Source organism: Hydrogenophaga sp. (assembly GCF_018780075.1).
Taxonomy (GTDB): Bacteria; Pseudomonadota; Gammaproteobacteria; order Burkholderiales; family Burkholderiaceae_C; genus Hydrogenophaga.
On record NZ_JADMKB010000003.1, the window covers coordinates 319,456 to 344,035 of the forward strand.

At 63.4% G+C, this 24,580-nt stretch carries 23 protein-coding genes; 16 read left to right on the plus strand and 7 right to left on the minus strand.

All coding sequences use genetic code 11. The features are described from left to right. Window positions 1-17 precede the first annotated feature (17 nt). The 5 genes from trbL to IV088_RS01755 are packed head-to-tail and all read left to right on the plus strand — an operon-like array spanning window position 18 to window position 4,709. Window positions 18-1,388 carry a P-type conjugative transfer protein TrbL gene (trbL, locus tag IV088_RS01735; protein ID WP_291097003.1) on the plus strand — a complete coding sequence of 457 codons (1,371 nt, stop codon included), beginning with the start codon at window positions 18-20 and terminating at the stop codon, window positions 1,386-1,388. Between the two features lie 12 nt (window positions 1,389-1,400). Continuing rightward, window positions 1,401-2,105: a conjugal transfer protein TrbF gene (gene trbF / locus IV088_RS01740; protein ID WP_291097005.1), complete on the plus strand. Its 705-nt coding sequence runs from the start codon at window positions 1,401-1,403 to the stop codon at window positions 2,103-2,105. Then, a complete protein-coding gene (trbG, locus tag IV088_RS01745; RefSeq protein WP_291097007.1) occupies window positions 2,102-3,115 on the plus strand; it encodes a P-type conjugative transfer protein TrbG in 1,014 nt (337 codons plus the stop codon). Before trbF ends, trbG begins: the two co-directional genes overlap by 4 nt. A 2-nt stretch (window positions 3,116-3,117) precedes the next feature. Further along, entirely contained in the window at window positions 3,118-4,437 is a 1,320-nt protein-coding gene (locus tag IV088_RS01750; protein WP_291097009.1) for a TrbI/VirB10 family protein, read from the plus strand. Next, the gene (locus tag IV088_RS01755) at window positions 4,434-4,709 is read left to right on the plus strand and encodes a DUF2274 domain-containing protein (protein ID WP_291097011.1); all 276 of its coding nucleotides are present in this window, start codon (window positions 4,434-4,436) and stop codon (window positions 4,707-4,709) included. The genes IV088_RS01750 and IV088_RS01755 overlap by 4 nt, the downstream gene beginning before the upstream one ends. Window positions 4,710-5,113: 404 nt before the next feature. Here the strand turns inward: IV088_RS01755 and IV088_RS01760 are convergent, their stop codons facing one another. After that, entirely contained in the window at window positions 5,114-6,322 is a 1,209-nt protein-coding gene (locus IV088_RS01760) for an integrase arm-type DNA-binding domain-containing protein (protein WP_291097014.1), read from the minus strand. 184 nt (window positions 6,323-6,506) lie between these two features. Then, window positions 6,507-7,760: an NADP-dependent isocitrate dehydrogenase gene (gene icd, locus IV088_RS01765; RefSeq protein WP_291097016.1), complete on the minus strand. Its 1,254-nt coding sequence runs from the start codon at window positions 7,758-7,760 to the stop codon at window positions 6,507-6,509. 187 nt (window positions 7,761-7,947) lie between these two features. Between icd and IV088_RS01770 the strand changes: the two genes are divergently transcribed. After that, window positions 7,948-8,403, plus strand: coding sequence for a DUF192 domain-containing protein (locus tag IV088_RS01770; protein ID WP_291097018.1), 456 nt, complete (start codon window positions 7,948-7,950; stop codon window positions 8,401-8,403). A gap of 111 nt (window positions 8,404-8,514) precedes the next feature. On the opposite strand, the gene IV088_RS01775 is transcribed toward IV088_RS01770, so the two are convergent. The 3 genes from IV088_RS01775 to xseA form a co-directional block, all read right to left on the minus strand. After that, the gene (locus IV088_RS01775; RefSeq protein ID WP_291097021.1) at window positions 8,515-10,755 is read right to left on the minus strand and encodes an NADP-dependent isocitrate dehydrogenase; all 2,241 of its coding nucleotides are present in this window, start codon (window positions 10,753-10,755) and stop codon (window positions 8,515-8,517) included. Window positions 10,756-10,985: 230 nt separating this feature from the next. Further along, the gene (locus IV088_RS01780) at window positions 10,986-11,567 is read right to left on the minus strand and encodes a Fe-Mn family superoxide dismutase (protein WP_236965491.1); all 582 of its coding nucleotides are present in this window, start codon (window positions 11,565-11,567) and stop codon (window positions 10,986-10,988) included. Window positions 11,568-11,694: 127 nt separating this feature from the next. Then, a complete protein-coding gene (gene xseA / locus IV088_RS01785) occupies window positions 11,695-12,921 on the minus strand; it encodes an exodeoxyribonuclease VII large subunit (RefSeq protein WP_367171557.1) in 1,227 nt (408 codons plus the stop codon). Between the two features lie 419 nt (window positions 12,922-13,340). On the opposite strand from xseA, the gene IV088_RS01790 reads away from it, so the two are divergent. From IV088_RS01790 to adk, 6 genes are all read left to right on the plus strand, one after another. Beyond that, complete coding sequence (locus IV088_RS01790; RefSeq protein WP_291097033.1) at window positions 13,341-13,982, plus strand: MotA/TolQ/ExbB proton channel family protein; 642 nt, start codon at window positions 13,341-13,343, stop codon at window positions 13,980-13,982. A gap of 55 nt (window positions 13,983-14,037) precedes the next feature. Further along, a complete protein-coding gene (locus IV088_RS01795) occupies window positions 14,038-14,475 on the plus strand; it encodes a biopolymer transporter ExbD (protein WP_291097035.1) in 438 nt (145 codons plus the stop codon). Window positions 14,476-14,495: 20 nt separating this feature from the next. Next, window positions 14,496-15,599 (plus strand): tetraacyldisaccharide 4'-kinase, encoded by a 1,104-nt coding sequence (gene lpxK, locus IV088_RS01800; RefSeq protein ID WP_291097037.1) that lies wholly within the window; start codon window positions 14,496-14,498, stop codon window positions 15,597-15,599. After that, entirely contained in the window at window positions 15,580-15,780 is a 201-nt protein-coding gene (locus IV088_RS01805) for a Trm112 family protein (RefSeq protein WP_291097039.1), read from the plus strand. The genes lpxK and IV088_RS01805 overlap by 20 nt, the downstream gene beginning before the upstream one ends. Then, window positions 15,777-16,562, plus strand: a complete 786-nt coding sequence (gene kdsB / locus IV088_RS01810) for a 3-deoxy-manno-octulosonate cytidylyltransferase (RefSeq protein WP_291097042.1) — start codon at window positions 15,777-15,779, stop codon at window positions 16,560-16,562. The genes IV088_RS01805 and kdsB overlap by 4 nt, the downstream gene beginning before the upstream one ends. A 127-nt stretch (window positions 16,563-16,689) precedes the next feature. Next, entirely contained in the window at window positions 16,690-17,346 is a 657-nt protein-coding gene (gene adk, locus IV088_RS01815; protein ID WP_291097044.1) for an adenylate kinase, read from the plus strand. Window positions 17,347-17,412: 66 nt separating this feature from the next. On the opposite strand, the gene IV088_RS01820 is transcribed toward adk, so the two are convergent. Then, a complete protein-coding gene (locus tag IV088_RS01820; RefSeq protein ID WP_291097046.1) occupies window positions 17,413-18,387 on the minus strand; it encodes an asparaginase in 975 nt (324 codons plus the stop codon). 100 nt (window positions 18,388-18,487) lie between these two features. Between IV088_RS01820 and lexA the strand changes: the two genes are divergently transcribed. The 3 genes from lexA (at window position 18,488) to IV088_RS01835 (ending at window position 20,763) form a co-directional block, all read left to right on the plus strand. Beyond that, a complete protein-coding gene (lexA, locus tag IV088_RS01825) occupies window positions 18,488-19,168 on the plus strand; it encodes a transcriptional repressor LexA (protein ID WP_291097048.1) in 681 nt (226 codons plus the stop codon). Window positions 19,169-19,303: 135 nt separating this feature from the next. Continuing rightward, window positions 19,304-19,675 carry a hypothetical protein gene (locus IV088_RS01830; RefSeq protein WP_291097050.1) on the plus strand — a complete coding sequence of 124 codons (372 nt, stop codon included), beginning with the start codon at window positions 19,304-19,306 and terminating at the stop codon, window positions 19,673-19,675. Window positions 19,676-19,755: 80 nt separating this feature from the next. Beyond that, entirely contained in the window at window positions 19,756-20,763 is a 1,008-nt protein-coding gene (locus IV088_RS01835) for a D-2-hydroxyacid dehydrogenase family protein (RefSeq protein WP_291097052.1), read from the plus strand. A gap of 83 nt (window positions 20,764-20,846) precedes the next feature. On the opposite strand, the gene IV088_RS01840 is transcribed toward IV088_RS01835, so the two are convergent. Next, on the minus strand, window positions 20,847-22,802 hold the full coding sequence (locus IV088_RS01840) for a hypothetical protein (protein ID WP_291097054.1): 1,956 nt from the start codon (window positions 22,800-22,802) through the stop codon (window positions 20,847-20,849). Window positions 22,803-22,965: 163 nt separating this feature from the next. Between IV088_RS01840 and IV088_RS01845 the strand changes: the two genes are divergently transcribed. Continuing rightward, the gene (locus tag IV088_RS01845; RefSeq protein ID WP_291097076.1) at window positions 22,966-24,486 is read left to right on the plus strand and encodes a 3-hydroxyacyl-CoA dehydrogenase; all 1,521 of its coding nucleotides are present in this window, start codon (window positions 22,966-22,968) and stop codon (window positions 24,484-24,486) included. Window positions 24,487-24,580 lie beyond the last annotated feature (94 nt).

The window sequence follows — 24,580 nt, forward strand, 5'->3', positions numbered from 1 at the left end:
GCACCGGAGGCCCTGCCATGGACGACGTCGCCGTCATCGACCGCTTCCTGAACACCTTCTCCACCTACATCGACTCGGGTTTCGGGTTGCTGAACGGCGAGGTCGCCTTCCTCACGGCCACGCTGGTGGCCATCGACATGACCCTGGCCGGCCTGTTCTGGGCCATGGGCCACGCCACCGGCCAGGGAGAGGATGTGCTGGCCCGGCTGCTTCGCAAGGTGCTCTACGTGGGTGCCTTCGCCTACATCATCGGCAACTTCAACAGTCTGTCGGGCATTGTGTTCCGCTCTTTCGCCGGGCTGGGCCTGCAAGCCAGTGGATCGGGCATGAGCCTGGCCACCTTCCTTCAGCCCGGTCACCTGGCCAAGGCCGGTATCGACGCAGCAGCCCCCATCCTGCAGCAGATCAGCGACCTCTCCGGGTTTCCGGAGGTGTTCATCAACATCGCGCCCATCGTGGTGCTGTTCCTGGCCTGGCTCACGGTCATCGTGAGCTTCTTCGTGCTGGCCGTGCAGCTCTTCGTGACGCTGCTGGAGTTCAAGCTCACCACGCTGGCGGCCTTCGTGCTGGTGCCCTTTGCCTTGTGGAACAAGACCACCTTCCTGGCCGAGAAGGTGCTGGGCAACGTGGTGTCCTCGGGCATCAAGGTGCTGGTGCTCGCAGTGATCGTGGGCATCGGAACGGGTCTGTTCTCGCAGTTCCAGACCGCACCGACCGAGCCCTCCATCGACCACGCGCTGGTGGTCATGCTGGCCTCGCTGTCCCTGCTCGGGCTCGGCATCTTCGGACCCGGCATCGCGACCGGCCTGGTGTCCGGCGCGCCGCAACTGGGCGCGGGTGCGGCGGCCGGCACGGCGCTGGGTGCCACGGGTCTGGCTGTTGCAGGAGGCGCTGTCGTGGCAGGTGCTGGTGCGGCCGTGGCCGCCGGTGCACGCATGGCACCGGGCACGGCGCGCGCTGCGATTGGCGGTGGTGCATCGGCGTCGCGATCGGCCAGCGGCCTTGCGGCAGGTGCGAGGTCGGCCTACGAGGCAGGCGCTGCCGCATCCTCGGGCGGGCCGCTGCGCGCCGCTGGCGCAGGCGTGGCCAATGTGGCTCGCACGGGTGCCAGCGCTGTGGGTCATAAACTGGCTGATGGCGCCCAGTCCGTGAAGGACAAGGTGTCGGGTTTTGTGTCGGAAGCCGCTGCGCCTGCTGCTGCATCGGGCGCCGAATCGGTCATGTCGAGCTCAACCACATCGGTACCCGCCAACGAGCCGGCCTGGGCGCATCGCATGCGCCGGCGCCAACAGATCGGCCATGCCGCCACGACGGCCGCACACACCCTGCGCGGTGGCGATGGCGGTGGCTCGGGCAGTGGTCCAAGCCTTCGTGATTCGGATTCCTGAGGAGAACCCCGCATGCGATTCAAACGACCGCAGGTGCGCTACGCCGACACGCCGCAGCCTGCCACCCCCTTCCAATCGGCCGCACAGGCCTGGGACGAGCGCATCGGCTCGGCCCGCGTGCAGGCCCGCAACTGGCGACTCATGGCGTTTGGCTGCCTGTCACTGGCGCTGCTGATGGCCGGCGGCTTGGTCTGGCGCTCTGCGCAGTCCATCGTGACACCCTACGTCGTGGAGGTGGACCAGGCCGGCCAGGTGCGAACCGTGGGCGAAGCCGCCTCACCCTACCGCCCCGGCGATGCGCAGATCGCGCACCACCTGGCCCGCTTCGTGACGCTGGTGCGTTCGTTGTCCATCGACCCGATCGTCGTGCGGCAGAACTGGCTGGACGCCTACGACTACACGACCGACCGTGGGGCCGCCGTGCTCAACGAGTACGCCCGCACCAATGACCCGTTCGTGCGGGTGGGCAAGGAATCGGTGACGGTGCAGATCACCAGCGTGGTCCGCGCCAGCGACGCCTCGTTCAACGTGCGCTGGACCGAGCAGCGCTACGTCAACGGCGCACCGACCGGCACAGAGCGGTGGACGGCCGTGGTCTCGACCGTGCTGCAGACGCCGCGCACCGAGCAGCGCCTGCGCAAGAACCCCCTGGGCATCTACGTCAACGGCCTGTCCTGGAGCCGCGAGCTGGATGCGAACGAAGGAACCAAGCCATGAAAACCCATAACCTCACCCTTGGCCATGTTGTCGTCTTGTTTGCCCTTGAGGCCACCCTGGCTGGCTGCGCATCGCAGGGCGTGCCACCGCCGACGATCCCGCTCGACGAACCAGTGATGGCCCAGCCACTGCCCGAGCCACCCCAGCCCGTGGAGGTGGTCGCCGTGCCGCAGGTACTGCCCATGCCTGCCCAGATGAAGCCGCTGCCGGAGGCTCAGGACAAGCCGTCAACACCAGAGCCCACCGACGAGCGACTTCGCGTGTCGCGCGCCAACGCAGAAGCCCGAGTGGCGCCCACGCGGGAAGGGTACGTCAACGCAATCCAGGTCTGGCCCTACACCGACGGTGCGCTGTACCAGGTCTATGCCGCGCCGGGTCGCGTGACGGTGATCTCGCTGCAGGCGGGCGAAGAGCTGGTGACTGTGGCTGCGGGCGACACAGTGCGCTGGGTCGTGGGCGACACGTCCAGCGGCTCAGGAGACGCGCTGCGCGTGAACGTGCTGGTCAAGCCGGTTCGTACGGGTCTGAAGACCAACCTGGTCGTCACCACCAATCGGCGCACTTACCTGATCGAGCTGACCTCTACCGAAAAGGCTTGGATGGCATCGGTGTCCTGGGACTACCCCAAGGACCGCATGCTAGCTTTGCAGCGGCAGGCCCAGGCCGCCCAGTCCGGAGCGCCGGTGGACGCCGGTCTGTCCCTGGAGCGCATCCGCTTCCGCTACGCGATCAGCGGCAGCACGCCACCTTGGAAGCCTCTGCGCGCCTTTGACGATGGCGAGAAGGTCTACATCCAGTTCCCGGTCGGCATCGCACAGGGCGAGTTGCCACCGCTGTTCGTCATCGGTACGCAGGGCGACGGACAGTTGGTGAACTACCGCTTCCGCTCGCCCTACTACATCGTCGATCGCCTGTTCGGCGCGGCCGAGTTGCGGCTGGGCGCAGACAAGGGCGACGTGGTCCGCATTGAGCGCACGGACGGTGTGCCGCCCATCGCTCGAAAGGACTGAGCATGACCACGAACGATTCCGCCCCTTCAGGCGCCAGCGACCGCCCCACAGCAGCCAAGGTGTCGCCGGAGTCGGTTGCCTTGCGGGCGCAGCCGCAACCGGTGACCCGCCTGAATCGCCGCAGCCTCGCGCTGATGGCGGGTCTGCTGGGCTTGGGGGTGCTGGGAGCGACGGTGTGGTCGCTGCAACCGAACGCGCGCCGCGAAGCGAACGATCCCGCCGAACTGTTCAACGTGGATCGGGTATCGCGTTCGGAAGGACTTGGGAAGTTGCCCGCCGACTATTCGAAACTGCCACCACCGCTACCCGCGGCCGTGCCCGAACTCGGACCGCCCTTGCCTGGCGATCTGGGGCCAGCCATCGTCAAGTCGCAGCAGCCAGTGGTGCCGAGCTATTCGCCATCGGGACGTGATCCGGCTGCGTCGGAGCGCGATGCCCAGCGCAAGGAGGCCGAGCAGGCCGCTGCGGCGTCGGTGTTCTTTCGCAGTGGTGGGCAGCGCGGTGCCGCTGCTTCGTCTCCCGCTGCAGCGCCTGCCGCTACCAGCACTACACCGAGCAACCTGGCCGGCTTCGACCCGATGGCGGCTGGCCCGATTTCCACATCAGCGCAGGCCGGCAGTGCCGACGCTACGACTGCACAAAACCGACAAGACCAGAAAGAGGCTTTCCAGAAGTCCGGCTCTACGGAAACACGCAATTCCGGATCTCTGCAATTGCCCGCTTCGCCGTACCAGGTCATGGCTGGCACCGTGATCTCCGGGGCCTTGGTTACCGGCATCCAGTCCGACCTGCCAGGCGATGTGATCGCCACGGTCACCGAGCCGGTCTACGACACCGCCACTGGCAGGTACCTGCTGATTCCCCAGGGCTCGCGCATCCTCGGCCGCTACAACAATCAGGTCAGCTTTGGCCAGAGCCGTGTGCAAGTGGCGTGGAACCGGGTCATCCTGCCCGACACATCGTCGTTGACGCTGGACAACCTGGTGGGCTCCGACCCTGCTGGTCGAGCCGGCCTCGAAGATGGCGTGGACTGGCACTGGGATCGGGTGTTCGCGGGAGCTGCGCTGACTTCGCTGCTGGGCATCGGCGCAGAGCTGGCCGCACCCGAGAACCGGCAAGACGGCAACCGCATCGTGATCGCCGGCCGCGACAGCCTGCAGGACAGCGTGAACCAGATCGGCCAGGAGGTGACCCGCCGCAACCTGAACATCCAGCCGACGTTGACCGCTCGACCGGGCTTGCCCATGCGCGTCATCGTCAACCGCGACCTGGTCCTGCGGCCCTACCAGCCGCTGTTTTTCGTCCGAGGGGTGCCGCGATGAGCACGAACCGTCAACTTCGCCTGGGGCCACTGCCCAAGACTGAGAGCGTCAAGCTGACCTTCTCATGCTCTGCCACCTTGAAGGCGGAGCTGGATCGCTACGCCGCGCTGCACGCGCAGACCTACGGCGAGGCTACCGATGCCCTGGCGCTGATCCCGCACATGCTGGAGGCCTTCATGGCGCGGGATCGGGGCTTCAAGAAGGGCTTGGCTGAATACCGTCGCCATGCGGCTCCACCAGCCCCGCCAGTACCAACGGCGACCTCTACCTAGGTCCAGCCGACCAACTCCTCCCGTGGAGTATTGATGGACCGTGCAACGACCACCCTCCTATGACACCTTGGTGCTACGCCCTGCTACGCCGTGGCGAGTTTTCTTCTACGACTTCACTTTTGACAATGGCATCAGGCGCTCGATGACCGCGCGCAGGAGCCATGCCATGAAAAACGAAAGGTCGGAACCGTCGTACAGACCCATCACGAGCTACCCGCCAGGTGCACTGGTGCGCAGTTCGGACATCTGCCGCGATCCCAGACGCGGCTATGCCGGCATCCTGCCGATCGACCGAAGCACCTGGCACCGGTGGGTGAAGTCGGGCAAAGCGCCGGCAGGCCGCTCACTCGCCGGAACCTCCACGCGGGTCTGGGAGATCGAGGCGGTCCGCAGCCTGGGAACATCTACGTCGTAATTTTGTCGATCCGGTCCGCCAGCCACTGCAAGGCTCTGCGACGCTCTTCAGCGTATTCAGCGTGGGTGTAGGCCGCCACGACGGAACTGCGCTCCTGGTGGGCAAGCAGCCTTTCCACCACATCACGGGAGAACCCGTTTTCCCGCAACAAAGTGGCTGCTGTCCCCCGCATTCCATGCGGTGAAAACTCAGGCACCCCAAAATCCAAACGCTTGATGAAATGGTTGAGCGTGGCGTCCGAGATTGGCTTGCCTTGCCCTCCCAGGAATCGCATCGGGAACACATATTCGCCATGCCCTGACATCTTCTTCAACTCCTGCAGCAGGTTGACTGTCTGCTCCGACAAGTAGACCCGGTGCGGGCTACGCATCTTCATGCGCGCGGCGGGAATGTCCCATATGCGTGCCCCCAGGTCGAACTCGCCCCACTTTGCCAGCCGCAATTCGGACTTGCGCACCATGGTCAGCATGAGCAACTTGACCCCATAGACGGTCACGGCACTGGCCGTATGCTGCATTCCGACCTTCTTCCAAAAAGCGGCCAGTTCCTTCTCCGACAAGTGCCGATGGTGGGTTTTGGGCGGCACCTTGATGACGCCCCGAATCGCCACGGCCGGGTTGCTGTCTACCAGCAGCTTTCGGATCGCGTGGTTGAAGATCTGCTGAATCAGTGCCCTGCAGCGATCAGCTGTTGTCGGCACATGCTTGAGCGTCTCCACGATGGTCAGCACGTGCACCGGCTTCACCTCTGCCAAGGCCGTTTCCCCAATCGTGGGATTGATGTGAGCATCCAGCAGACGGATCGTCTGGCTTCTGTAGCTCTCGGACCGATAGAACAGGGTATCGGCGATCCACTGCTTGGCGAACGAGGCAAACGTGATGCGTGCACGGTCCTCCGCTTCCCGCTGAGCCGTTGTCTCCCGGGTGTACCGGATCGGGTCTACCCCCTTGGCCACCAACGCGCGCAACTCTGCATGCTTGTCGCGCGCATCGGCAATGCCGATCTCGGGATATGGGCCGATCGTCAACTTCGGCCGGCTACCGCCGAGCCGGTAGCTGTAACGCCAAACCTTCGATCCCGTGGCCAGTACCTCGACATAAAGACCCCCACCATCCGTCAGGACGTAGGGTTTGGCCTTGGGTTTGGCCGCGTTGATGACCGTCGCACGAAGGGCGTAGTTGACACTGCGAGCTGCCATGGATGGCTCCATGAAACCGGCGAGAGGTCGCTGGCATGGCTCCATATTCTGCACCATGGAGCAATTCATGGAGCCGTGGAGCCGCAATGCAGACCAACCCCACGCAACGCCGGGCAACAAAAAAGCCCCGATCCTAGGGGAAACGAGGCCTTCTTGCGACCAGGAACACCTGGTGGAAACGAGATTACATGTTATCGATCATCACCTGACCGAAACCCGAGCAGCTGACCTGGGTGGCGCCTTCCATCAACCGGGCAAAGTCGTAGGTCACCTTCTTGGACAGGATGGACTTTTCCATGCTGGAGATGATCAAGTCGGCCGCTTCCTTCCAACCCATGTGGCGCAGCATCATCTCGGCCGACAGGATTTCGGAACCGGGGTTCACGTAGTCCTTGCCGGCGTACTTGGGCGCGGTGCCGTGGGTGGCCTCGAAGCAGGCCACGGTGTCGGACAGGTTGGCGCCAGGCGCGATGCCGATGCCGCCGACCTGCGCCGCCAGCGCGTCCGAGATGTAGTCGCCATTCAGGTTGAGCGTGGCCACCACCGAGTACTCGGCCGGGCGCAGCAGGATCTGCTGCAGGAAGGCGTCGGCGATCACGTCCTTGATCACGATGTCCTTGCCGGTCTTCGGGTTCTTGAACTTGCACCACGGGCCGCCGTCGATCAGCTCGGCACCGAACTCGCTTTGCGCCAGGCCATAGCCCCAGTCGCGGAAGCCGCCTTCGGTGTACTTCATGATGTTGCCCTTGTGCACGATGGTCACGCTGGGCTTGTCGTTGTCGATGGCGTACTGGATGGCCTTGCGCATCAGCCGCTCGGTGCCTTCGCTCGACACCGGCTTGATGCCGATGCCCGAGGTGTTGGGGAAGCGGATCTTGGTCACGCCCATCTCGTCGATCAGGAACTTGATGAGCTTCCTGGCCTTGTCGGACTGGGCTTCGTATTCAATGCCGGCGTAGATGTCTTCCGAGTTCTCGCGGAAGATGACCATGTTGGTCTTCTCGGGCTCTTTCACCGGGGAAGGCACGCCCTTGAAATACTGCACCGGGCGCAGGCACACGTAGAGGTCGAGTTCCTGGCGCAACGCCACGTTCAGCGAACGGATGCCGCCGCCCACGGGCGTGGTCAGCGGACCCTTGATCGACACCACGTACTCCCGCAAGACCTTCAGGGTTTCTTCGGGCAGCCACACGTCCGGGCCATAGACCTGGGTCGACTTTTCACCCGCGTACACCTCCATCCAGTGGATCTTCCGCTGGCCGCCATAGGCCTTGGCGACCGCGGCATCGACCACCTTGAGCATCACGGGCGTGATGTCCAGACCGGTGCCGTCGCCCTCGATGTAGGGAATGATCGGCTCGTCCGGCACCTTCAGCGACATGTCGGCGTTGACGGTGATCTTCTGGCCCTGGGCGGGCACCTTGATGTGCTGGTACATGAGAGCGGGACTCCGGTTGGAAGAAATGGCAAGAGGCGTGTGAACCTTGCGATGACAGCGTCATCTGAGGATCAGACCGCCAAATTCTAGTGCTCATTTTTTGGCCGCATGACCCTCATTTCAAGGGAAAACCCGTCTGCTGAATGAAGCACAATGCCCCCAACTCCGTGACCATCACCCGTTCCCCATGAACAGACTGCTCGCCCTTCTCTCCGCCCTGCTCGTGACCGTGTCGGGGCCAGCGTGGTCCCGTGACGGGCCGCAAACCAACCTGCCGCGCGTGACCCTGACCGCCGGCATGCACCTGATCCAGGCCCAGGTGGCCGCCACCCCCGAGCAGCGGTCGATCGGGCTGATGTTCCGCCAGGACATGCCCGCCAACGAGGGCATGGTCTTCGTCTTCGAGGAACCCGCCGGGCAGTGCTTCTGGATGAAGAACACCCTGCTGCCGCTCACCGCGGCCTTTGTGGCCGACGACGGCACCATCGTCAATCTGGCCGACATGAAGCCGCAGACCGAGGACTCGCACTGTTCGGCCAAGCCCGTGCGCTACGTGCTGGAAATGAACCAGGGCTGGTTCACCAAACGGGGATTGAAAGCGGGCGCCAAGCTCAGCGGGCCGCTGTTCGAGCCCCGCCGCTGACTTCGCGTTCATGAACAAAAACAGCCCGGACCGCTGACGCGAATCCGGGCTGTTTTCTGTCGGGTGCTCCACCCACTGGGCTGGGCACCCAGTGGCCGAACCCGTGGCCGATCAGGCCTTGGCCGCAGCTTCCAGCGCTGCGTTCAGCGTCTGGCTGGGGCGCATCACCTTCGCGAGCTTGTCGAAGTCCGGCTTGTAGTAACCGCCGATGTCCACCGGAGCGCCCTGAACGGCCGCGAGCTCGGCCACGATGGTCTGCTCGTTGTCGGCCAGTTGCTGGGCCAACGGCGCAAACCGGGCCGCCAGGGCCGCATCGTCGGTCTGCTCCGCCAGGGCCTGGGCCCAGTACAGGGCCAGGTAAAACTGGCTGCCGCGGTTGTCGAGCTGGCCGGTCTTGGGCGACGGGTTCTTGTTGTTGTCCAGCAGCTGTCCGGTGGCGCTGTCCAGCGTCTTCGCCAGGATCTTGGCCTGGTTGTTGCTGGTCTTGATGCCGAGGTCTTCGAGCGACACGGCGAGCGCGAGGAATTCACCCAGCGAGTCCCAGCGCAGGTGGTTTTCCTCCACCAGCTGCTGCACGTGCTTGGGCGCCGAGCCGCCCGCACCGGTTTCGTACATGCCGCCACCGGCCATCAGGGGCACGATGGACAGCATCTTGGCCGAGGTGCCCAGTTCCATGATGGGGAACAGGTCGGTCAGGTAGTCGCGCAGGATGTTGCCGGTGGCGCTGATGGTGTCCAGACCGCGGATGACGCGCTCCAGCGTGTAGCGCATGGCACGCACCTGGCTCATGATCTGGATTTCCAGCCCGGCGGTGTTGTGCTCGTGCAGGTACATCTTGACCTTGGTGATCAGCTGCGCCTCGTGCGGACGGTACTGGTCCAGCCAGAACACCACGGGCATGCCCGAATTCCGCGCACGGTTCACGGCCAGCTTCACCCAGTCGCGGATGGCGGCGTCCTTGACCTGGCACATGCGCCAGATGTCGCCTTGCTCCACGTTCTGGCTCAGCAGCACTTCGCCCGTGGCGAGGTCGGTGATGTTGGCCACGCCGTCTTCGGAGATCTCAAAGGTCTTGTCGTGTGAGCCGTATTCCTCGGCCTGCTGGGCCATCAAGCCGACATTGGGCACCGTGCCCATGGTCTTGGGGTCGAACGCGCCGTGCCACTTGCAGAAGTTGATGATCTCCTGGTAGATGCGGGCAAAGGTCGACTCGGGCATCACAGCCTTCACGTCCTTCAGGCGGCCGTCGGCGCCCCACATCTTGCCGCCATTGCGGATCATGGCGGGCATCGAGGCGTCCACGATGATGTCGTTGGGCGAATGGAAGTTGGTGATGCCCTTGGCCGAATCCACCATGGCCAGTTCGGGGCGGTGCTCGTGGCAGGCATGCAGGTCGCGCTTGATCTCGTCCTGCTTGCTTTGCGGCAGCGTGGAGATCTTGTCGTACAGGTTGGCCATGCCGTTGTTCACGTTCACGCCCAGTTCTTCAAACAGCTTGGCGTGCTTCTCGAACGCTTCCTTGTAGAAGATCTTGACGCAGTGACCGAACACGATCGGGTGCGAGACCTTCATCATGGTGGCCTTGACGTGCAGCGAGAACATCACGCCGGTCTTGTAGGCGTCTTCGATCTCTTTCTCATAGAACTCCATGAGCGCCTTCTTGCTCATGAACATGCTGTCGATGACCTCCCGGTCCAGCAGGGACACCTTGGGCTTGAGCACGATGGTCTTGCCACTGGTGGTGATCAGTTCCATCTTGACGTCACGGGCCTTGTCCAGCGTGATCGACTTTTCACCGTGATAGAAGTCGCCGTGGTGCATGTGCGAAACGTGCGACCGCGAAGCCTGGCTCCAGTCGGCCATGCTGTGCGGGTTCTTGCGCGCAAACTCTTTCACGGCGCGCGGCGCGCGGCGGTCGGAATTGCCCTCACGCAGCACGGGGTTCACGGCGCTGCCGATGCAGCGGGCATAGCGCGCGCGAATGGCCTTCTCTTCTTCCGTCTTGGCCACTTCCGGGTAATCGGGCACGGCATAGCCCTTCTCCTGCAATTCCTTGATCGCAGCGATCAGCTGGCCCTGAGAGGCGCTGATGTTGGGCAGTTTGATGATGTTGGCGCTGGACTGCAGCGTCAGCTTGCCAAGCTCAGCCAGGTAGTCGGGCACCCGCTGCTCCTCGGTGAGGTAGTCCGGGAACGTGCCCAGGATGCGCGCAGCCACCGAGATGTCACTGGTTTCCACATGGACACCGGCCGGCTCGGTGAACGTGCGAACGATGGGCAGGAAAGCGCTGGTGGCCAACAGCGGTGCTTCGTCGGTCAGCGTGTAGATGATGGTGGAGGGCTGGGTGCTCATGAGATGGCTCCTGATGTCGTTGTTGGAATCCCGCTGATCCGCACGAGGATCGGCCGAACCTGAAGATGGTGTGAGATTTTGCTTTCAGTCCTCTGACCTCAAACCTGAAATTTGAATCGTTATCCCATATAGCGAAAATAACGGGAAAATAGTCCGACTTTTTTTCACCGTCAAAAGAAAAGGGCCCGAAGGCATGGCCTTCGAGCCCTTTGTGCGACCAGAAAATCCGATCAGGCGAAGTTGGCTTCGGCGAAGGACCAGTTGACCAGTTTGTCGAGGAAGGTTTCGACGAACTTGGGACGCATGTTGCGGTAGTCGATGTAGTAGGCGTGTTCCCACACGTCCACGGTCAGCAGGGCCTTGTCGGCGGTGGTCAGCGGGGTGCCGGCGGCGCCCATGTTGACGATGTCCACCGATCCGTCGGCCTTCTTCACCAGCCAGGTCCAGCCCGAACCGAAGTTGCCCACGGCGCTCTTGACGAAGGCCTCCTTGAAGGCGGCATAGCTGCCGAACTTGGCGTTGATGGCCGCGGCCAGTGCGCCGGAAGGCTCGCCGCCGCCATTGGGCTTCATGCAGTTCCAGAAGAAGGTGTGGTTCCAGATCTGGGCCGAGTTGTTGTACACGCCGCCGCTGGACTTTTTGATGATGGACTCCAGGTCCATGGCTTCAAACTCGGTGCCCTTCTGGAGGTTGTTGAGGTTGACCACATAGGCGTTGTGGTGCTTGCCGTGGTGAAACTCCAGCGTTTCCTGTGAGTAGTGCGGCGCGAGGGCGTCGATCGCGTAAGGCAGTGCGGGCAGGGTGTGTTCCATGTGGGGTCCTCTTGTATGGAAAGTGAAAAAGGGTCGGTCGGCGAGACGTCCGGCCGAAGGGCGCTGAGGCATTGTAGGCAAGACGGGGCCGGGCTGCAGGCGGCGCGCCGAAGCCCACGAAGCGGTCTCAACGATCGACCGTGACACCCAGTTCACCATCGGCCAACGAGGCACGCAGCGGTTGTCCGGGGCGGGCCTGGCTCTTGCGCGTGATGGCCAACCCCTGCGCATCGGTCAAGAACGCATAACCGCGCTCCAGCACCAGCCGCGGATCGAGCAGCGCCAGGGCGGCCCCGCAGTGCTCGATCCGCCGCGCGTGAACCTCCAGCGCCCGGTGCGCGCTCAAGGGCAGAGACCGCTCCAACACGTCCAGCTCGTGGTTCTGGCGCTGTCGGAACAGCAGCATGGCGCTCTGCATGCGGTGCTGCGCACCGGCGAGCTGCTGGCGGCTGTAGTGCAAGCGGCCCGAGGGCCTGCCCAGCCGTTGCGCCAACCGGTCCAGGCGCTGGGCGCGCTGATCGATGGCGCTGTAAACGGCTTCGCCGATGCGCTCCTGAAGGTAGGCCAGTTCGCCAAGCCGGGTCTCACGCGAGGGCGCGCACAGCTCGGCCGCCGCGGTTGGCGTGGGCGCACGCAGGTCGGCCACGAAATCGGCGAGGGTGAAATCGGTTTCATGGCCGACACCACACACCACCGGCATCGGTGCACGCGCCAGGGTACGCACCAGCGCCTCGTCGTTGAACGACCAAAGGTCCTCCAGCGATCCACCGCCCCGCACCACCAGCAGCACTTCGCTCTCCCCTTGCGCCTGGTGGCGTTGGTACGCGGTTTCCAGGGCGCTGCACAGCTCGGCAGGTGCCTGCGCGCCCTGCACCGCGGCGGGAAAGATCAACACCGGGATGTGAGGCACGCGACGCCGCAAGGCCGTGACCACGTCCCTGAGCGCTGCGGCCCCGAGTGAAGTGACCACACCAATGCTGCGCGGCTGGGGGGGCAGCGGGCGCTTGCGCGCCGCGTCGAACAACCCCTCGGCCTCCAGCTTGGCCTTGAGGCGAAGGAATTGTTCGAACAGCGCGCCCTGCCCCGCGGGCTTGAGGCTGTCCACGATCAGCTGGAGATCACCCCGCGGGCCATACACATCCAGTTTGCCTTGCGCCTCGACAAGCAGGCCATCACGAGGGACGAAATTCAGCTGCTCGGCCGCACGCCGGAACATGGCGCACCGCACCTGGCCACTGTCGTCCTTCAGCGAAAAGTAACAATGGCCACTCGCCGCTCGTGAAAAGCCAGAAACCTCGCCGCGCACCGCCACGGGATTGAATCTCGCCGCCAAGGTGTCTGCAATGGCGCGCATCAGGGGCCCAACCGCCCAGACACGCCGCGTCAATGAAGCCTCTGCGGCCGGAAACGGCTCAGACACAGGCGTCTCCGGGCTGATTGTGTCCACAGACGGCGCAAACACTGGGGTTGAGGCGTCCAGCACGGCATTCATCCAAGGCGCGCGAGCAAGCCATTGATTTCAAAGGAGTTTGCGCTGCCTGTTTTGTCATCGAAGTGTAGAAGTCCAGTCGGGCTGCGGGACCGGAGCGGGTCGGGTGGGGGTTCTGCACAAAGTTATCCACAGAATCTGTGCATGGCGAGGGTCTTCCTGGAACATGCGATTCACCGAGGTAACCGGGCCCGCCGCCGAACGGACAGGGCCGGGGCCTGAGACATAATCCCAGCGATTGCACTGGGGCCGCGACAGCGCGGCTTTTTGTCTGGAGCCCTGATTTGTTTTCCATCATACAAGCCGCTGGCTGGCCGATCTGGCCACTCATTTTCTGTTCCGTGGTCGGCCTGGCCCTCGTCATCGAACGGTTCATCAGTCTCAAAGCCGACAAGATCCTGCCGCCCAAATTGCTGGACGAAGCGATCATGGTGTCGCGCAACGGCATTCCCGGGCCCGATGTGGTGACCCAGCTGGAACAGAACTCCGCCTTCGGCGAGGTGCTGGCCAGCGGTTTCCGTGCCCTCAACAGCAACCCCCGCGCCAGCGAGGACGATCTGCGCTCCAGCCTGGAAGGCGCGGGGCGCATGGCGGCCGCCAAACTGCAGCGTTACCTGGGCGCACTCGCGACCATCGCCTCGGCCGCGCCGTTGCTCGGTTTGCTGGGCACGGTGATCGGCATGATCGAGATCTTCGGCTCCCAGGGCGGCGACGGTGGCATGGGCGCGGTGCCCGGCGGCGGCAATCCGGCCCAACTGGCCAACGGCATTTCGATCGCGCTGTACAACACCGCCTTTGGCCTCATGGTGGCCATCCCGGCCTTGATCTTCTGGCGCTACTTCCGCGCGCGGGTGGACGACTACCTGCTGGGCATGGAACTGGCCTCCGAGCGCTTTGCGCGCCACCTCGTCACGCTGCGCAAATGATCTGCGCCCATCCGCGCCTGGAGACGACCAACCCGCCCACACCAAGGACGCCAGCATGAATTTCCGCCCGGGCACCCGCGATGAACCCGAGATCAACCTGATCCCGTTCATCGACATCCTGTTGGTCGTGTTGATCTTTCTGATGCTCACCACGACCTACAGCAAGTTCACCCAGCTGCAGGTGAACCTGCCCGTGGCCGACGCCCAGGCCCAGCGCAACACGCCCAAGGAAGTGATCGTCTCGGTGAGCAGCGACGGTCGCTATGCGCTCAATCAGGAGGTTCTGGACGGCGCCAGTGTCGAGGTGCTCACCCGCGCCTTGCAGCAGGCCGCCCAGGACGCGCGCGATGTCGTGATCATCATCAGCGCCGATGCCGCGGCCACCCACCAGTCGGTCATCAACGTGATGGACGCCGCACGCCGCGCCGGGTTGGTACAGATCACCTTTGCCACCCAGCAGTCGGGCTCAGCCCCCTCGCGCGGCAAGTCCTGATCCTTTCCGCCGCCCTCCACATGAGTCGCGCAGATGCGCAAGCCCGCTGGCACTCGATCTGGGCACGGCGCGGCTGGCAGGCGGCGCTCCTGTGGCCGCTGTCACTCGTGTACCGGGCGCTGTCCAGCGGCCGGCGATGGCTCTACAGCCTCGGCATCTTGCGCACGGAGCGGTTGCCCGTGCCGGTCATCGTCGTGGGCAACGTGGTGGTCGGAGGCGCTGGCAAGACCCCCACGGTGCTGGCCTTGCTTGAACACCTCAAGGCGCGCGGCTGGACACCTGGCGTCGTCTCCCGGGGCCATGGTCGCCAAGGCCATGAAACAAGGGAGGTGCTGGCCGACACCCCGGCCGCCGAAGGCGGCGATGAGCCCACCCTGATCCGACGTTCCAGCGGCGCTCCGGTGTTCGTGGCCCGTCAGCGGGTGCTGGCCGCTCGTGCACTGCTGGCGGCACACCCCGAGGTGAATGTGTTGCTCTGCGACGATGGGCTGCAGCACCTCGCGATGGGACGTGACATCGCCGTGGCCGTGTTTGACGACCGGCGCACCGGCAATGGCTGGCTGCTTCCCGCTGGCCTGTTGCGCGAACCCTGGCCGCCGAAATCGGGTCAGTCCTACGGGCCTGACCTGGTGTTGCGCCAGCGGCGCGAGGGCACCGGAGAACCCGGTCCATTGACGCTGCCCGACGGTGTTCCCGCGTACTGGGCACCCCGGCGACTGGCCGACGAGGCGCTGGGTGCCCATGGTGAACGGTGCGCCTTGACGGCCTTGCAAGGCCAAACCCTGACGGCGGTGGCGGGCATTGCGCGACCCGAGGTGTTTTTCGAGATGCTGCGTGAACGCGGCTTGACCCTGAACCGCACGGTGGCCCTGCCCGACCACGCCGGGCCAGCGCACTTCCTTGACCTGCTGTCCACGTTGACGGGCACCCTGCTCTGCACGGAAAAGGACGCTGTCAAGCTGTTCGCCTTCCTGCCCGACGCGGGCGAACACAGGGCAGTCGCCTGCTGGGCCGTGCCCCTGCAACTACACCCCGAACCGGCCTTCTTCGACGCGCTCGATCAGCGGCTCGCGGCGCTCCCGCACGCGCGACTATCATCGGCGCATGGACACCAAATTGCTTGAACTGCTGGTCTGCCCGGTCACCAAGGGCCCGCTGGTTTTCGACCGTGAGAAACAGGAACTGATCTCGCGCAGCGCACGTCTGGCCTATCCCTTGCGCGATGGCATTCCCATCCTCCTGGAACACGAAGCGCGCACCCTGACCGACGAGGAGGCTGCGCGCCCCCCCGCACCCGCTGCATGAACCGGAGCGCCACGGAGAGCGCAGGCTTTTGCGTGCTGATCCCGGCACGCATGGGCTCCAGCCGACTGCCCGACAAGCCACTGGCCGACATCGGCGGCGTGCCGATGGTGGTTAGGGTGGCCCGGCAAGCCGGTCAGAGCGGGGCGTCGAGCGTGGTGGTCGCGGCCGACGACGAACGCATCGTGCAGGCCTGTGCCGCACACGGTGTCGCTGCGCTGCTCACGCGGACCGATCACGCCTCCGGCAGCGACCGCTTGGCCGAGGCCTGCGAGTTGCTGTCTCTCGGTGATGAAGCGGTGGTGATCAATGTGCAGGGCGACGAACCGCTGATCGATCCGCAGCTGATTCGGGCGGTGGCAGACGAACTCGAACGGCGGCCTGACTGCGTGATGAGCACCGCTGCCCACGCGATCGACCGGGTGGCCGACTTCATCAACCCGAACGTGGTCAAGGTCGTGACCGACCGGCACGGCACGGCGCTCTATTTCAGCCGCGCGCCCATTGCCTGGTGGCGCGATGGCATGTCCGGCGGAACGCCGACAGGACTCCCCTCCCCCGCCCCCTTGCGCCACATCGGCGTGTACGGTTACCGCGCAGGCTTCCTGCGCCGCTTCCCGACGCTGGAGGCCGCGCCGATGGAACACACCGAGGCGCTGGAGCAGCTTCGCACGCTCTGGCACGGCGAACGCATCTCGGTGCACCTTGCGGCTCAAGCGCCAGGCGCGGGTGTGGACACCCCCGAGGATCTGGAGCGCGTGCGCGCGCTGGTCGCCGGCTGTTGACGGCCCGGGCTGTAAGCCAGCGGCGAGGTGGCCCATGCTATCCTCAAACGGTCGCCCCTCCCTGTGACGCAGGGAGCCGCTGCCGGAGACCGGCGGTCCCGATTGAAACGCTGAAAAAAGGAAGACGATGAGACTGATTCTGTTGGGCGCTCCCGGTGCCGGCAAAGGCACGCAAGCCACCTTCATCTGCCAGAAATACGGCATCCCCCAGATCTCCACCGGCGACATGCTCCGCGCCGCCGTGAAGGCGGGCACCCCACTGGGCCAGCAAGCCGATGCCGTGATGAAATCCGGTGGACTCGTGAGCGATGACCTCATCATCAATCTGGTCAAAGAGCGCATCGCCCAGGCCGATTGCGCCAATGGTTTCCTGTTCGACGGATTTCCCCGCACCATTCCCCAGGCCGACGCCATGAAAGCCGCCGGTGTGAAACTCGACTACGTGCTTGAAATCGACGTGCCCTTTGACGCCATCATCGAGCGCATGAGTGGCCGCCGTTCGCACCCCGCTTCCGGGCGCACCTACCACGTCAAATTCAATCCACCCAAAACCGAAGGCCATGACGACGTCACCGGCGAACCGCTGATTCAGCGTGAAGACGACAAGGAAGAGACCGTGAAGAAGCGCCTGGAGGTGTACAGCGCCCAGACGCGTCCGCTGGTGGACTACTACAGCAACTGGGCCAAATCCGACGCCGGTGCCGCCCCCAAATACCGAGCCATTGCAGGCACTGGTTCGGTGGACGAGATCACAGCCCGTGCTTTCGAGGCCTTGTCGCGCTGACCCAGTCTTCGTCCAACAAAAGACCCGGCCCAGGCCGGGTTTTTTGTGGTTGCGGGCGGCCTCTCCTCATTCGCTCAAGAGTTCCAGTGCGAGCGCGAGGCGGGCCTTGACCGGTGACAGGCCGGCGGAGTCCCGCAACGGGTTCGCGGCATCGGGGATCACCCGCCCCCGGGCACAACGTGTCGCTCGCACCACGCGCACACCACACCGCTGCGCTTCGTGCAATGCCGCTTCCAGCGCACGGTGGACAGTGCCGTTGCCCGTCGCAGCCACGACCAGGCCACGTGGCAAATGTGCAGCGTTCACCATGCCCGCCGCCAGCAACGCGCGAACCATCCCGCCATCGGCATCGGCATGGCTCGTCACGATGTCCACACGCGGCAACGCGCCTGCTTTGAGGACCTGTTTCAGCAACGCTGTGTCGCTGCTGGGGTGAGCAAGTGCCCGCTGGGGGGGATGAAACCAGCGCACTTCGCCCTCTTCAACGCAGGCCACTGGGCCAGCATCCCCCGAGTCAAAGGCATCGACCCGATAGCTGTGCACCTTGGCCACATGCTCCGCACGGTGAACCAGACCCGCGCAAACCACCACCACCCCCGAAAGATCGACACATCCCGCTGCGTTCACGGCATCCAGCAGGTTCTGTGGTCCATCAGGCACCAGCGCCGTGGAAGGGCGCATGGCACAGGTGAGCACCACAGGTTTGACCGGCCGCAGTACCTTTTCCAGAAAATAGGCCGTTTCTTCCAGCGTGTCGGTGCCGTGCGTGACCACCACACCGGCGACGTCCTCCCGGGCCAGATGGTGGGCAATCCGCTCCGCCAGGCGCTGCCACACACCAAAACCCATGTCCTTGCTGTCGATCTGGTCGAGTTGCTCGACCTCCAAAGACATGTTGGACAACGCGGGAATGCCTGCCATCAGGTCTTCTACCCGCACCTCCCCGGCCACATACCCCACGTTGTCGCTCTGACGGTTTGATCGACCGGCGATGGTGCCGCCCGTACCCAGGATCACCCGACGCTGCACTTCTTTTGTCATCACCACTTGCCAAGCCCTTGAAACTGGTTAAAAATACAGATACTGGATAAGAAAACAGTGCCGCAACCAGCACCGCTGTCAGCCCAACCACGAGGTTCTCATGATCGATTCGTTCCCCCCCAAACTCACTGCCCGTCAACAGCAGATTCTGGAATTGATCCAGAACGCCATTGCGCGCACCGGCGCACCACCGACCCGAGCAGAAATCGCTTCCGAACTGGGGTTCAAGTCTGCCAATGCGGCAGAAGAACACCTGCAGGCGCTGGCGCGAAAAGGTGTGATCGAACTGGTCAGCGGCACTTCCCGTGGCATCCGCCTGCGCAGCAGCGACCTCAGATCGATCAATGAGCAGCGGGCGCAGCAGCTTACACTGCCTCTGCCCAGCCTGACACAGCTGATGCTGCCCCTGATCGGACGGGTGGCAGCAGGTTCGCCCATCCTCGCCCAAGAGCATGTGGATCAGACCTACCACGTTGAGCGCAGTCTGTTTCAGCGCACGCCCGACTACCTGCTGCGGGTCAGGGGCATGTCGATGCGAGATGTCGGCATCATCGACGGCGATCTTCTGGCGGTGCAGTCCTCCAAGGACGCTAAGAACGGCCAGATTGTGGTCGCTCGCTTGGGTGATGATGTGACCGTGAAACGGTTCATGCGGCGCGATCACCAAATCGAACTGCATGCCGAAAACCCGGATTACAAAACCATTCTGGTTCAGCCCGGCGAGCCATTTGAAATCGAAGGCCTCGCTGTGGGCCTGATACGCAACAGCTTTCAGAGCTGACCCAGCGGGTCAGTGCTGTCTCAACAGGTGGCGGGCGTTTGGTCCATCCGGCCTTTGTGTCGGAGGGACACATCCCTGTGCAGATGGCCATTTTTTTGAATCCTGCCTGTGTTCAACCCCTGACAGGAGTTTCGCATGGGAATCCGCATCAACACCAATACCTGGCGCGCGCCGCTTCAACTGATCGACAGCTGGTTGCCTGCCCCCGCGCACAGAACCGCCGTACACCGGGGCCTTCCACAGCTGTTTCAACGTTTTTCCCGTGCTGGCTGGCTGGGTCGGAATCGGGTCATGTCACCCATGGAGACCACGGCAACGGGGGGGAGCGCGCCACTGGGTGCAACATCACCCCGCGTCTGTCGGGTGCAGGTCATGCGTGCTGCGAACAGTGGACTTCGCAATGACACACGGATGGTGATTTCTGGTCGCATGGCGGATGTGTGCGCCGAACTGGATCGGCTTGCCGCCCAAGAGCACCCGTCAGCTGAAACCGCCGCGTGCACCTGAAGCCAGTAGAAAACTCAAGGCTCCAACGTCCCCCTTCTCACACCCTATCCAGAGTGGTCCTTGCGGGCACAATAGCCCTCATGAACATTGTCATTCTCGACGACTATCAGGACGCTGTGCGCAAGCTGGAATGTGCTGCTCGCCTGGAGCCCTATCCAGCCAAGGTCTTCACGAACACGGTCAAGGGCGTTGGTCAACTCGCGGTGCGCTTGCGCGATGCAGACATCTTGGTGTTGATTCGGGAACGGACACAGATTTCACGCCTGTTGGTTGAGAAATTGCCACGCCTCAAATTGATTGCCCAGACTGGACGCGTCGGGCAGCACATCGATGTGAGCGCTTGTACCGAGCGTGGCATTGCGGTGGCCGAAGGCAAAAGCTCGCCTATCGCCACCGCCGAGCTCACCTGGTCGTTGATCATGACCTCCATGCGACGCATTCCGCAATATGTCGCCAACCTCAAACACGGTGCGTGGCAACAGTCCGGGCTGAAGGCATCCTCCATGCCTGCCAACTTTGGTCTCGGTTCGGTGCTGCACGGCAAGACGCTGGGCATCTGGAGCTATGGTCGCATCGGGAAGTTGGTGGCAGCCTACGGTCGGGCATTCGGCATGCGGGTGATCATCTGGGGAAGCGAAAGCACCCGGGCGTTGGCTGTGTCGGATGGCTACGAAGTGGCGGAGAGCCGCAAGGCCTTGTTTGAGCAATCTGATGTGCTCAGCCTGCACTTGCGCTTGAGCGAGCGCAGCGCAGGCTGCGTGACGCTGGACGATCTGTCTCAAATGAAGCCCACTTCGTTGCTGGTGAACACGTCCCGCGCCGAACTCATTGAGGCCGAAGCATTGCTGGCTGCCCTGAACAGGGGTCGCCCAGGCATGGCTGCCGTCGATGTGTTTGAGTCTGAACCCATTCTTCAGGGCCATGCCCTGTTGCGGCTGGAGAATTGCATCTGCACTCCGCACATTGGCTATGTCGAACTCGACAACTACGAAACCCTGTTTTCGGCAGCGTTCGATAACGTCGTCAATTTCATCAAAGGAACGCCGACGAACATCGTCAATCCGGGCGCATTGCAGGTTCGCCGTTGATCTGCGCCTGCTCTGAAAGAAAAAAGCCGGGGAAGCCCGGCTTTTTCAATGTGGTCATCGACATGGGAAACACCCCACCGACCTCATTTTCTGTCTTCCTTGCCGTCTGGAACATCATCCGGCGGCATGAAATCCAGCACCTCGAAGTCGATCAAATTTCCATCAGGCTCCTTCGACGCCCTCTTGCCCGGTGGCGGTGCCGGCTTTGCCGTCGCCTCAACAGGCACCGCCACGTCGGGAAGCGAAGCTTCAAAAGCCGACATTTCTGACAACGCATCCAGATCCACATCGAGTCCCAGGCGAAGTGACGCGTGTGGCAAGTCGTCCAGAGGCTGTGTGACACGCCCATCCATTGACTCATTGGCCACGGCAGCGGCCAGTGCCTTGTTGCCTGCCGCCTTCAATGGCTTGATGGCGGTGTGCTGGAAGTCGGCCCCAGTCAACAAACTACCGGAGTCCCGCTTGATCATGTCCTTGGCGATGGCGTACAACAACAACAGTTCGCGGTAAGCCTCCAGGTCGAACACCTCTGCCTCGTTGTCGTTCAAATCCCTGAAGATGGATTTCTCAATGACATCCAAGACCTTGGGTTGAGGCCACAGCGCCTGAATTCGCCCAAATGCCGTTTCATACGCCTCCAAACCATGGCTTTCGTCGCTGTACTGGTCAAACAGTGGCGCCCCGGCATTGAACTGGTGATTGAACTCTTCCCGCAGCTTCTGGTATTCATCCCTGCGCCCGAGGTTGTGATAAAGCTTGAAGAGGTCGAGATAGGCCAGTGCGCTCGGCTCCTGACTTTCGCTCAGGTGGTTTTTCAACACGTCAATGGCTTGATCGTATTCACCCAGGGACACAAAAAAGTCCGACTGCTGCTGAACATCAAACAGCTCTTCGGTGGCCACTGAACGCGACACGCCTGGTTGACTGGGCGGAAAATCGCGCCGATCTGTCGCCGAAAGAACCGAAGTCCCGCGCGCTGGACTGCTGTCGTGCAGAAGCCCCAAATCATCAAAACCGGATTCACTGTCCAGGTTCAGGTCGATATCGACACCTTGGGCAGAAGCGGTCGCCACGCCCGCCTTCAGTGCGGAGGCCTTGGGGCTTTCGACCGCTCCTGAGCCCCACCAGTTTTTGGACCCGGTGGCTGCTGGAGCACGTCCACGACGGCGCCAGGCATAGAGCCCGCCCAGAAGGCTCAACAACAACAGCCCACCCAGCAGATAGACCAACCACGTCATGTAGCGCGCCTGCTGCAACTGCCCTTGCAGTTCCTCAAGTGCGGCCTTGTTCCGGGCCTCCAGCTCACGGAGCCCCTTGGCTTCAGCCTCCAGCACCGACAACTTCTGTGCGTCACGCAGAACATCCTCTGGAGACGCATTGATGGCTTTCCACAACTGGGCTGCCGCTGAGCGCTCCTGCTCGTTGGTGGTGGGCTCGCTGAGCAAGGACAACGACAACTTCAACGCAGGATCCCGCTCGATCGCCAGGTTCAGGTCCACGGGATCGAGCTGAAGGCGCGGTGCGCTGTCTCTGGGGGGTTCCACGGGACGCCGAACCACACTGTTCGGTTTGTTCGAGGTGGCAGCGCGCACCTCTTCTCCAGCTTTGGGCGGCACATCGGCCCTGGCGCTGCCATTGCCCGGGTTCGCAGCACCACGGCGAACGGGGGGCCTTGGTGCCAGCGCTGGCAAAGGAGGAAGTGTGTCCGGGTTGGCGGTTGCCACCGGTGTGGACTGCAAACCAGGGACCACAGCGGGTTCGGACAATGGATCGGCCAACAACACATAACGGCGCGAGAACGCAGAGACACAGCCAACGCGCACCACCACGCTGACGAGGGGCTCATTCACCGCCACGGTGGTCTGGATGCGCACGGTAGCGTCGGCATCGGGAGCGTTGCGCTGGGTCGACGTGCGGACGGAAGAAGGCGCCAGCTGGGTATCTCCAAAAAACACGTCGGCCTGAATACACAAGGCCGACACGTCTTCATCAGGACCACCCACCGCCTGTACGCGAACATCAAGCGGACGGCCAATCACCACCGCTCCGCTGTGTCGGCCCAACGTGGCAGCGGGAGAACCCAGAGCCGTTGATAGCAAAATAGAGCCAATCCAGATCTGGCGCACGTCAAAGCCCCTTCGTTTCTTCGTAGGAACATTCTGTCATAGCTTGATGTTCATTCCCTCTGAATACTACTTTCATATGCAACCTACTTTTCAACACGTCGGCATCGTCGGAACCGGTGCCATGGGTCGAGGCATCGCGCAGATGGCCGCACAGGCGGGTAGCTCGGTGCTGCTGTTTGACATGCAACCCGGCGCGGCCGACACCGCGCGCCAAGCCTTGGCCGACACCTGGGAAAAACTGACGGTCAAGGGAAAGCTGACACCTGGGGAACAGGCCGAGATGCTGACCCGCGTGTCTTGTGTGGACACGCTGTCCGCGCTGGCGCCATGCCAGTTGGTGATCGAGGCAATTGTCGAAAAAATCGAGATCAAACAACGGCTTTTTTCTGAGCTGGAGTCGATCCTGGCAACTGAAGCGGTGCTGGCCACCAACACCTCCTCGCTTTCGGTGACGGCGATTGGCGCGGCGCTCAAGCGTCCTGGGCAACTCGCCGGCTTCCACTTCTTCAACCCGGTCCCATTGATGCGGGTGGTCGAGGTGATCGCCGGGCTGAAAACCCATGCAGTGGTGTGTCAACAGCTGACGGAATTCGCGCGACAGTTTGGTCATACACCGGTATCGGCTCAAGACACCCCCGGCTTTATCGTGAACCACGCGGGACGCGGCTATGGCACAGAGGCACTGAGGGTGGTGGGTGAACGGGTGGCCGACTTCGCGACCATCGACCGCATCCTCAAGGACCAGATGGGGTTCCGGCTCGGCCCCTTCGAGTTGATGGACCTGACCGCGCTGGATGTGTCGCACCCCGTGATGGAGTCTATTTACCGCCAGTACTACGACGAACCGCGGTATCGCCCGAGCGTGATCACGGCGCAGCGGCTGGCCGGTGGCGTGGTGGGGAAAAAAGTGGGCGAAGGGTTTTATGTCTACGACAACGGCGTGGCCCAGGTGCCCGCCGAACCTCCTGTGCCCACCATGGAGGCGCTGCCGCCGGTCTGGGTATCGCCCAAGGCGGCGCGCCGACCTGAGCTGTACCAGTTGCTCAAGAACCTCGGCGCCAGCATTGAAACCGCAGCGCAACCATCCAGCCAAGCGCTGATCCTCGTGGCGCCGCTGGGGCTGGACGTGACCACACTGGCGGCCGTCGAGCGGCTGGACCCCACCCGCACCATCGGCATCGACATGATGCTGGACGACGCTGCCACCAAACGCCGCGTGCTCGCCACCAATCCCGCCACACGCCCGGACATGCGCGACGCGGCACACGCCCTGTTCGCCAAGGACGGCAAAGCCGTGAGCGTGGTGCGTGACAGCGGCGGCTTTGTCACCCAGCGCGTGGTGGCCACCATCGTCAACATCGCGTCCGACATGTGTCAGCAAGGCGTCTGCAGCCCCAAGGACCTGGAAGTGGCGGTCACGCTGGGGCTTGGCTACCCCATGGGGCCCCTGGCCATGGGCGATCGCATCGGCCCCACCAATGTGCTTGAGGTTCTCTTCAACATGCAGACCGTGTACGGCGACCCGCGCTACCGCCCATCCCCGTGGCTGCGCCGCCGTGGCGCCCTGGGCTTGAGCCTGATGCATGAAGAAGACTGAACCCTCGCACACGGACACCGCATGACCGCCAGCCTCAAAAGCCACAGCCATGGCCAGACCATGGTGCTGACCATCAGCAACCCCGAGCACCGCA

What these genes read in the sequence shown, in the direction of transcription:
- kdsB (WP_291097042.1), top strand. Translation starts at nt 15,777, where the DNA reads ATGAACCGGAGCGCCACGGAGAGCGCAGGCTTTTGCGTGCTGATCCCG.
- adk (WP_291097044.1), top strand. Translation starts at nt 16,690, where the DNA reads ATGAGACTGATTCTGTTGGGCGCTCCCGGTGCCGGCAAAGGCACGCAA.
- IV088_RS01795 (WP_291097035.1), top strand. Translation starts at nt 14,038, where the DNA reads ATGAATTTCCGCCCGGGCACCCGCGATGAACCCGAGATCAACCTGATC.
- xseA (WP_367171557.1), bottom strand. Translation starts at nt 12,921, where the DNA reads ATGCGCGCCATTGCAGACACCTTGGCGGCGAGATTCAATCCCGTGGCG.
- trbL (WP_291097003.1), top strand. Translation starts at nt 18, where the DNA reads ATGGACGACGTCGCCGTCATCGACCGCTTCCTGAACACCTTCTCCACC.
- trbG (WP_291097007.1), top strand. Translation starts at nt 2,102, where the DNA reads ATGAAAACCCATAACCTCACCCTTGGCCATGTTGTCGTCTTGTTTGCC.
- IV088_RS01755 (WP_291097011.1), top strand. Translation starts at nt 4,434, where the DNA reads ATGAGCACGAACCGTCAACTTCGCCTGGGGCCACTGCCCAAGACTGAG.
- IV088_RS01845 (WP_291097076.1), top strand. Translation starts at nt 22,966, where the DNA reads ATGCAACCTACTTTTCAACACGTCGGCATCGTCGGAACCGGTGCCATG.
- IV088_RS01805 (WP_291097039.1), top strand. Translation starts at nt 15,580, where the DNA reads ATGGACACCAAATTGCTTGAACTGCTGGTCTGCCCGGTCACCAAGGGC.
- IV088_RS01780 (WP_236965491.1), bottom strand. Translation starts at nt 11,567, where the DNA reads ATGGAACACACCCTGCCCGCACTGCCTTACGCGATCGACGCCCTCGCG.
- IV088_RS01775 (WP_291097021.1), bottom strand. Translation starts at nt 10,755, where the DNA reads ATGAGCACCCAGCCCTCCACCATCATCTACACGCTGACCGACGAAGCA.
- trbF (WP_291097005.1), top strand. Translation starts at nt 1,401, where the DNA reads ATGCGATTCAAACGACCGCAGGTGCGCTACGCCGACACGCCGCAGCCT.
- IV088_RS01770 (WP_291097018.1), top strand. Translation starts at nt 7,948, where the DNA reads ATGAACAGACTGCTCGCCCTTCTCTCCGCCCTGCTCGTGACCGTGTCG.
- IV088_RS01820 (WP_291097046.1), bottom strand. Translation starts at nt 18,387, where the DNA reads ATGACAAAAGAAGTGCAGCGTCGGGTGATCCTGGGTACGGGCGGCACC.
- IV088_RS01750 (WP_291097009.1), top strand. Translation starts at nt 3,118, where the DNA reads ATGACCACGAACGATTCCGCCCCTTCAGGCGCCAGCGACCGCCCCACA.
- lpxK (WP_291097037.1), top strand. Translation starts at nt 14,496, where the DNA reads ATGAGTCGCGCAGATGCGCAAGCCCGCTGGCACTCGATCTGGGCACGG.
- IV088_RS01835 (WP_291097052.1), top strand. Translation starts at nt 19,756, where the DNA reads ATGAACATTGTCATTCTCGACGACTATCAGGACGCTGTGCGCAAGCTG.
- IV088_RS01760 (WP_291097014.1), bottom strand. Translation starts at nt 6,322, where the DNA reads ATGGCAGCTCGCAGTGTCAACTACGCCCTTCGTGCGACGGTCATCAAC.
- icd (WP_291097016.1), bottom strand. Translation starts at nt 7,760, where the DNA reads ATGTACCAGCACATCAAGGTGCCCGCCCAGGGCCAGAAGATCACCGTC.
- lexA (WP_291097048.1), top strand. Translation starts at nt 18,488, where the DNA reads ATGATCGATTCGTTCCCCCCCAAACTCACTGCCCGTCAACAGCAGATT.
- IV088_RS01830 (WP_291097050.1), top strand. Translation starts at nt 19,304, where the DNA reads ATGGGAATCCGCATCAACACCAATACCTGGCGCGCGCCGCTTCAACTG.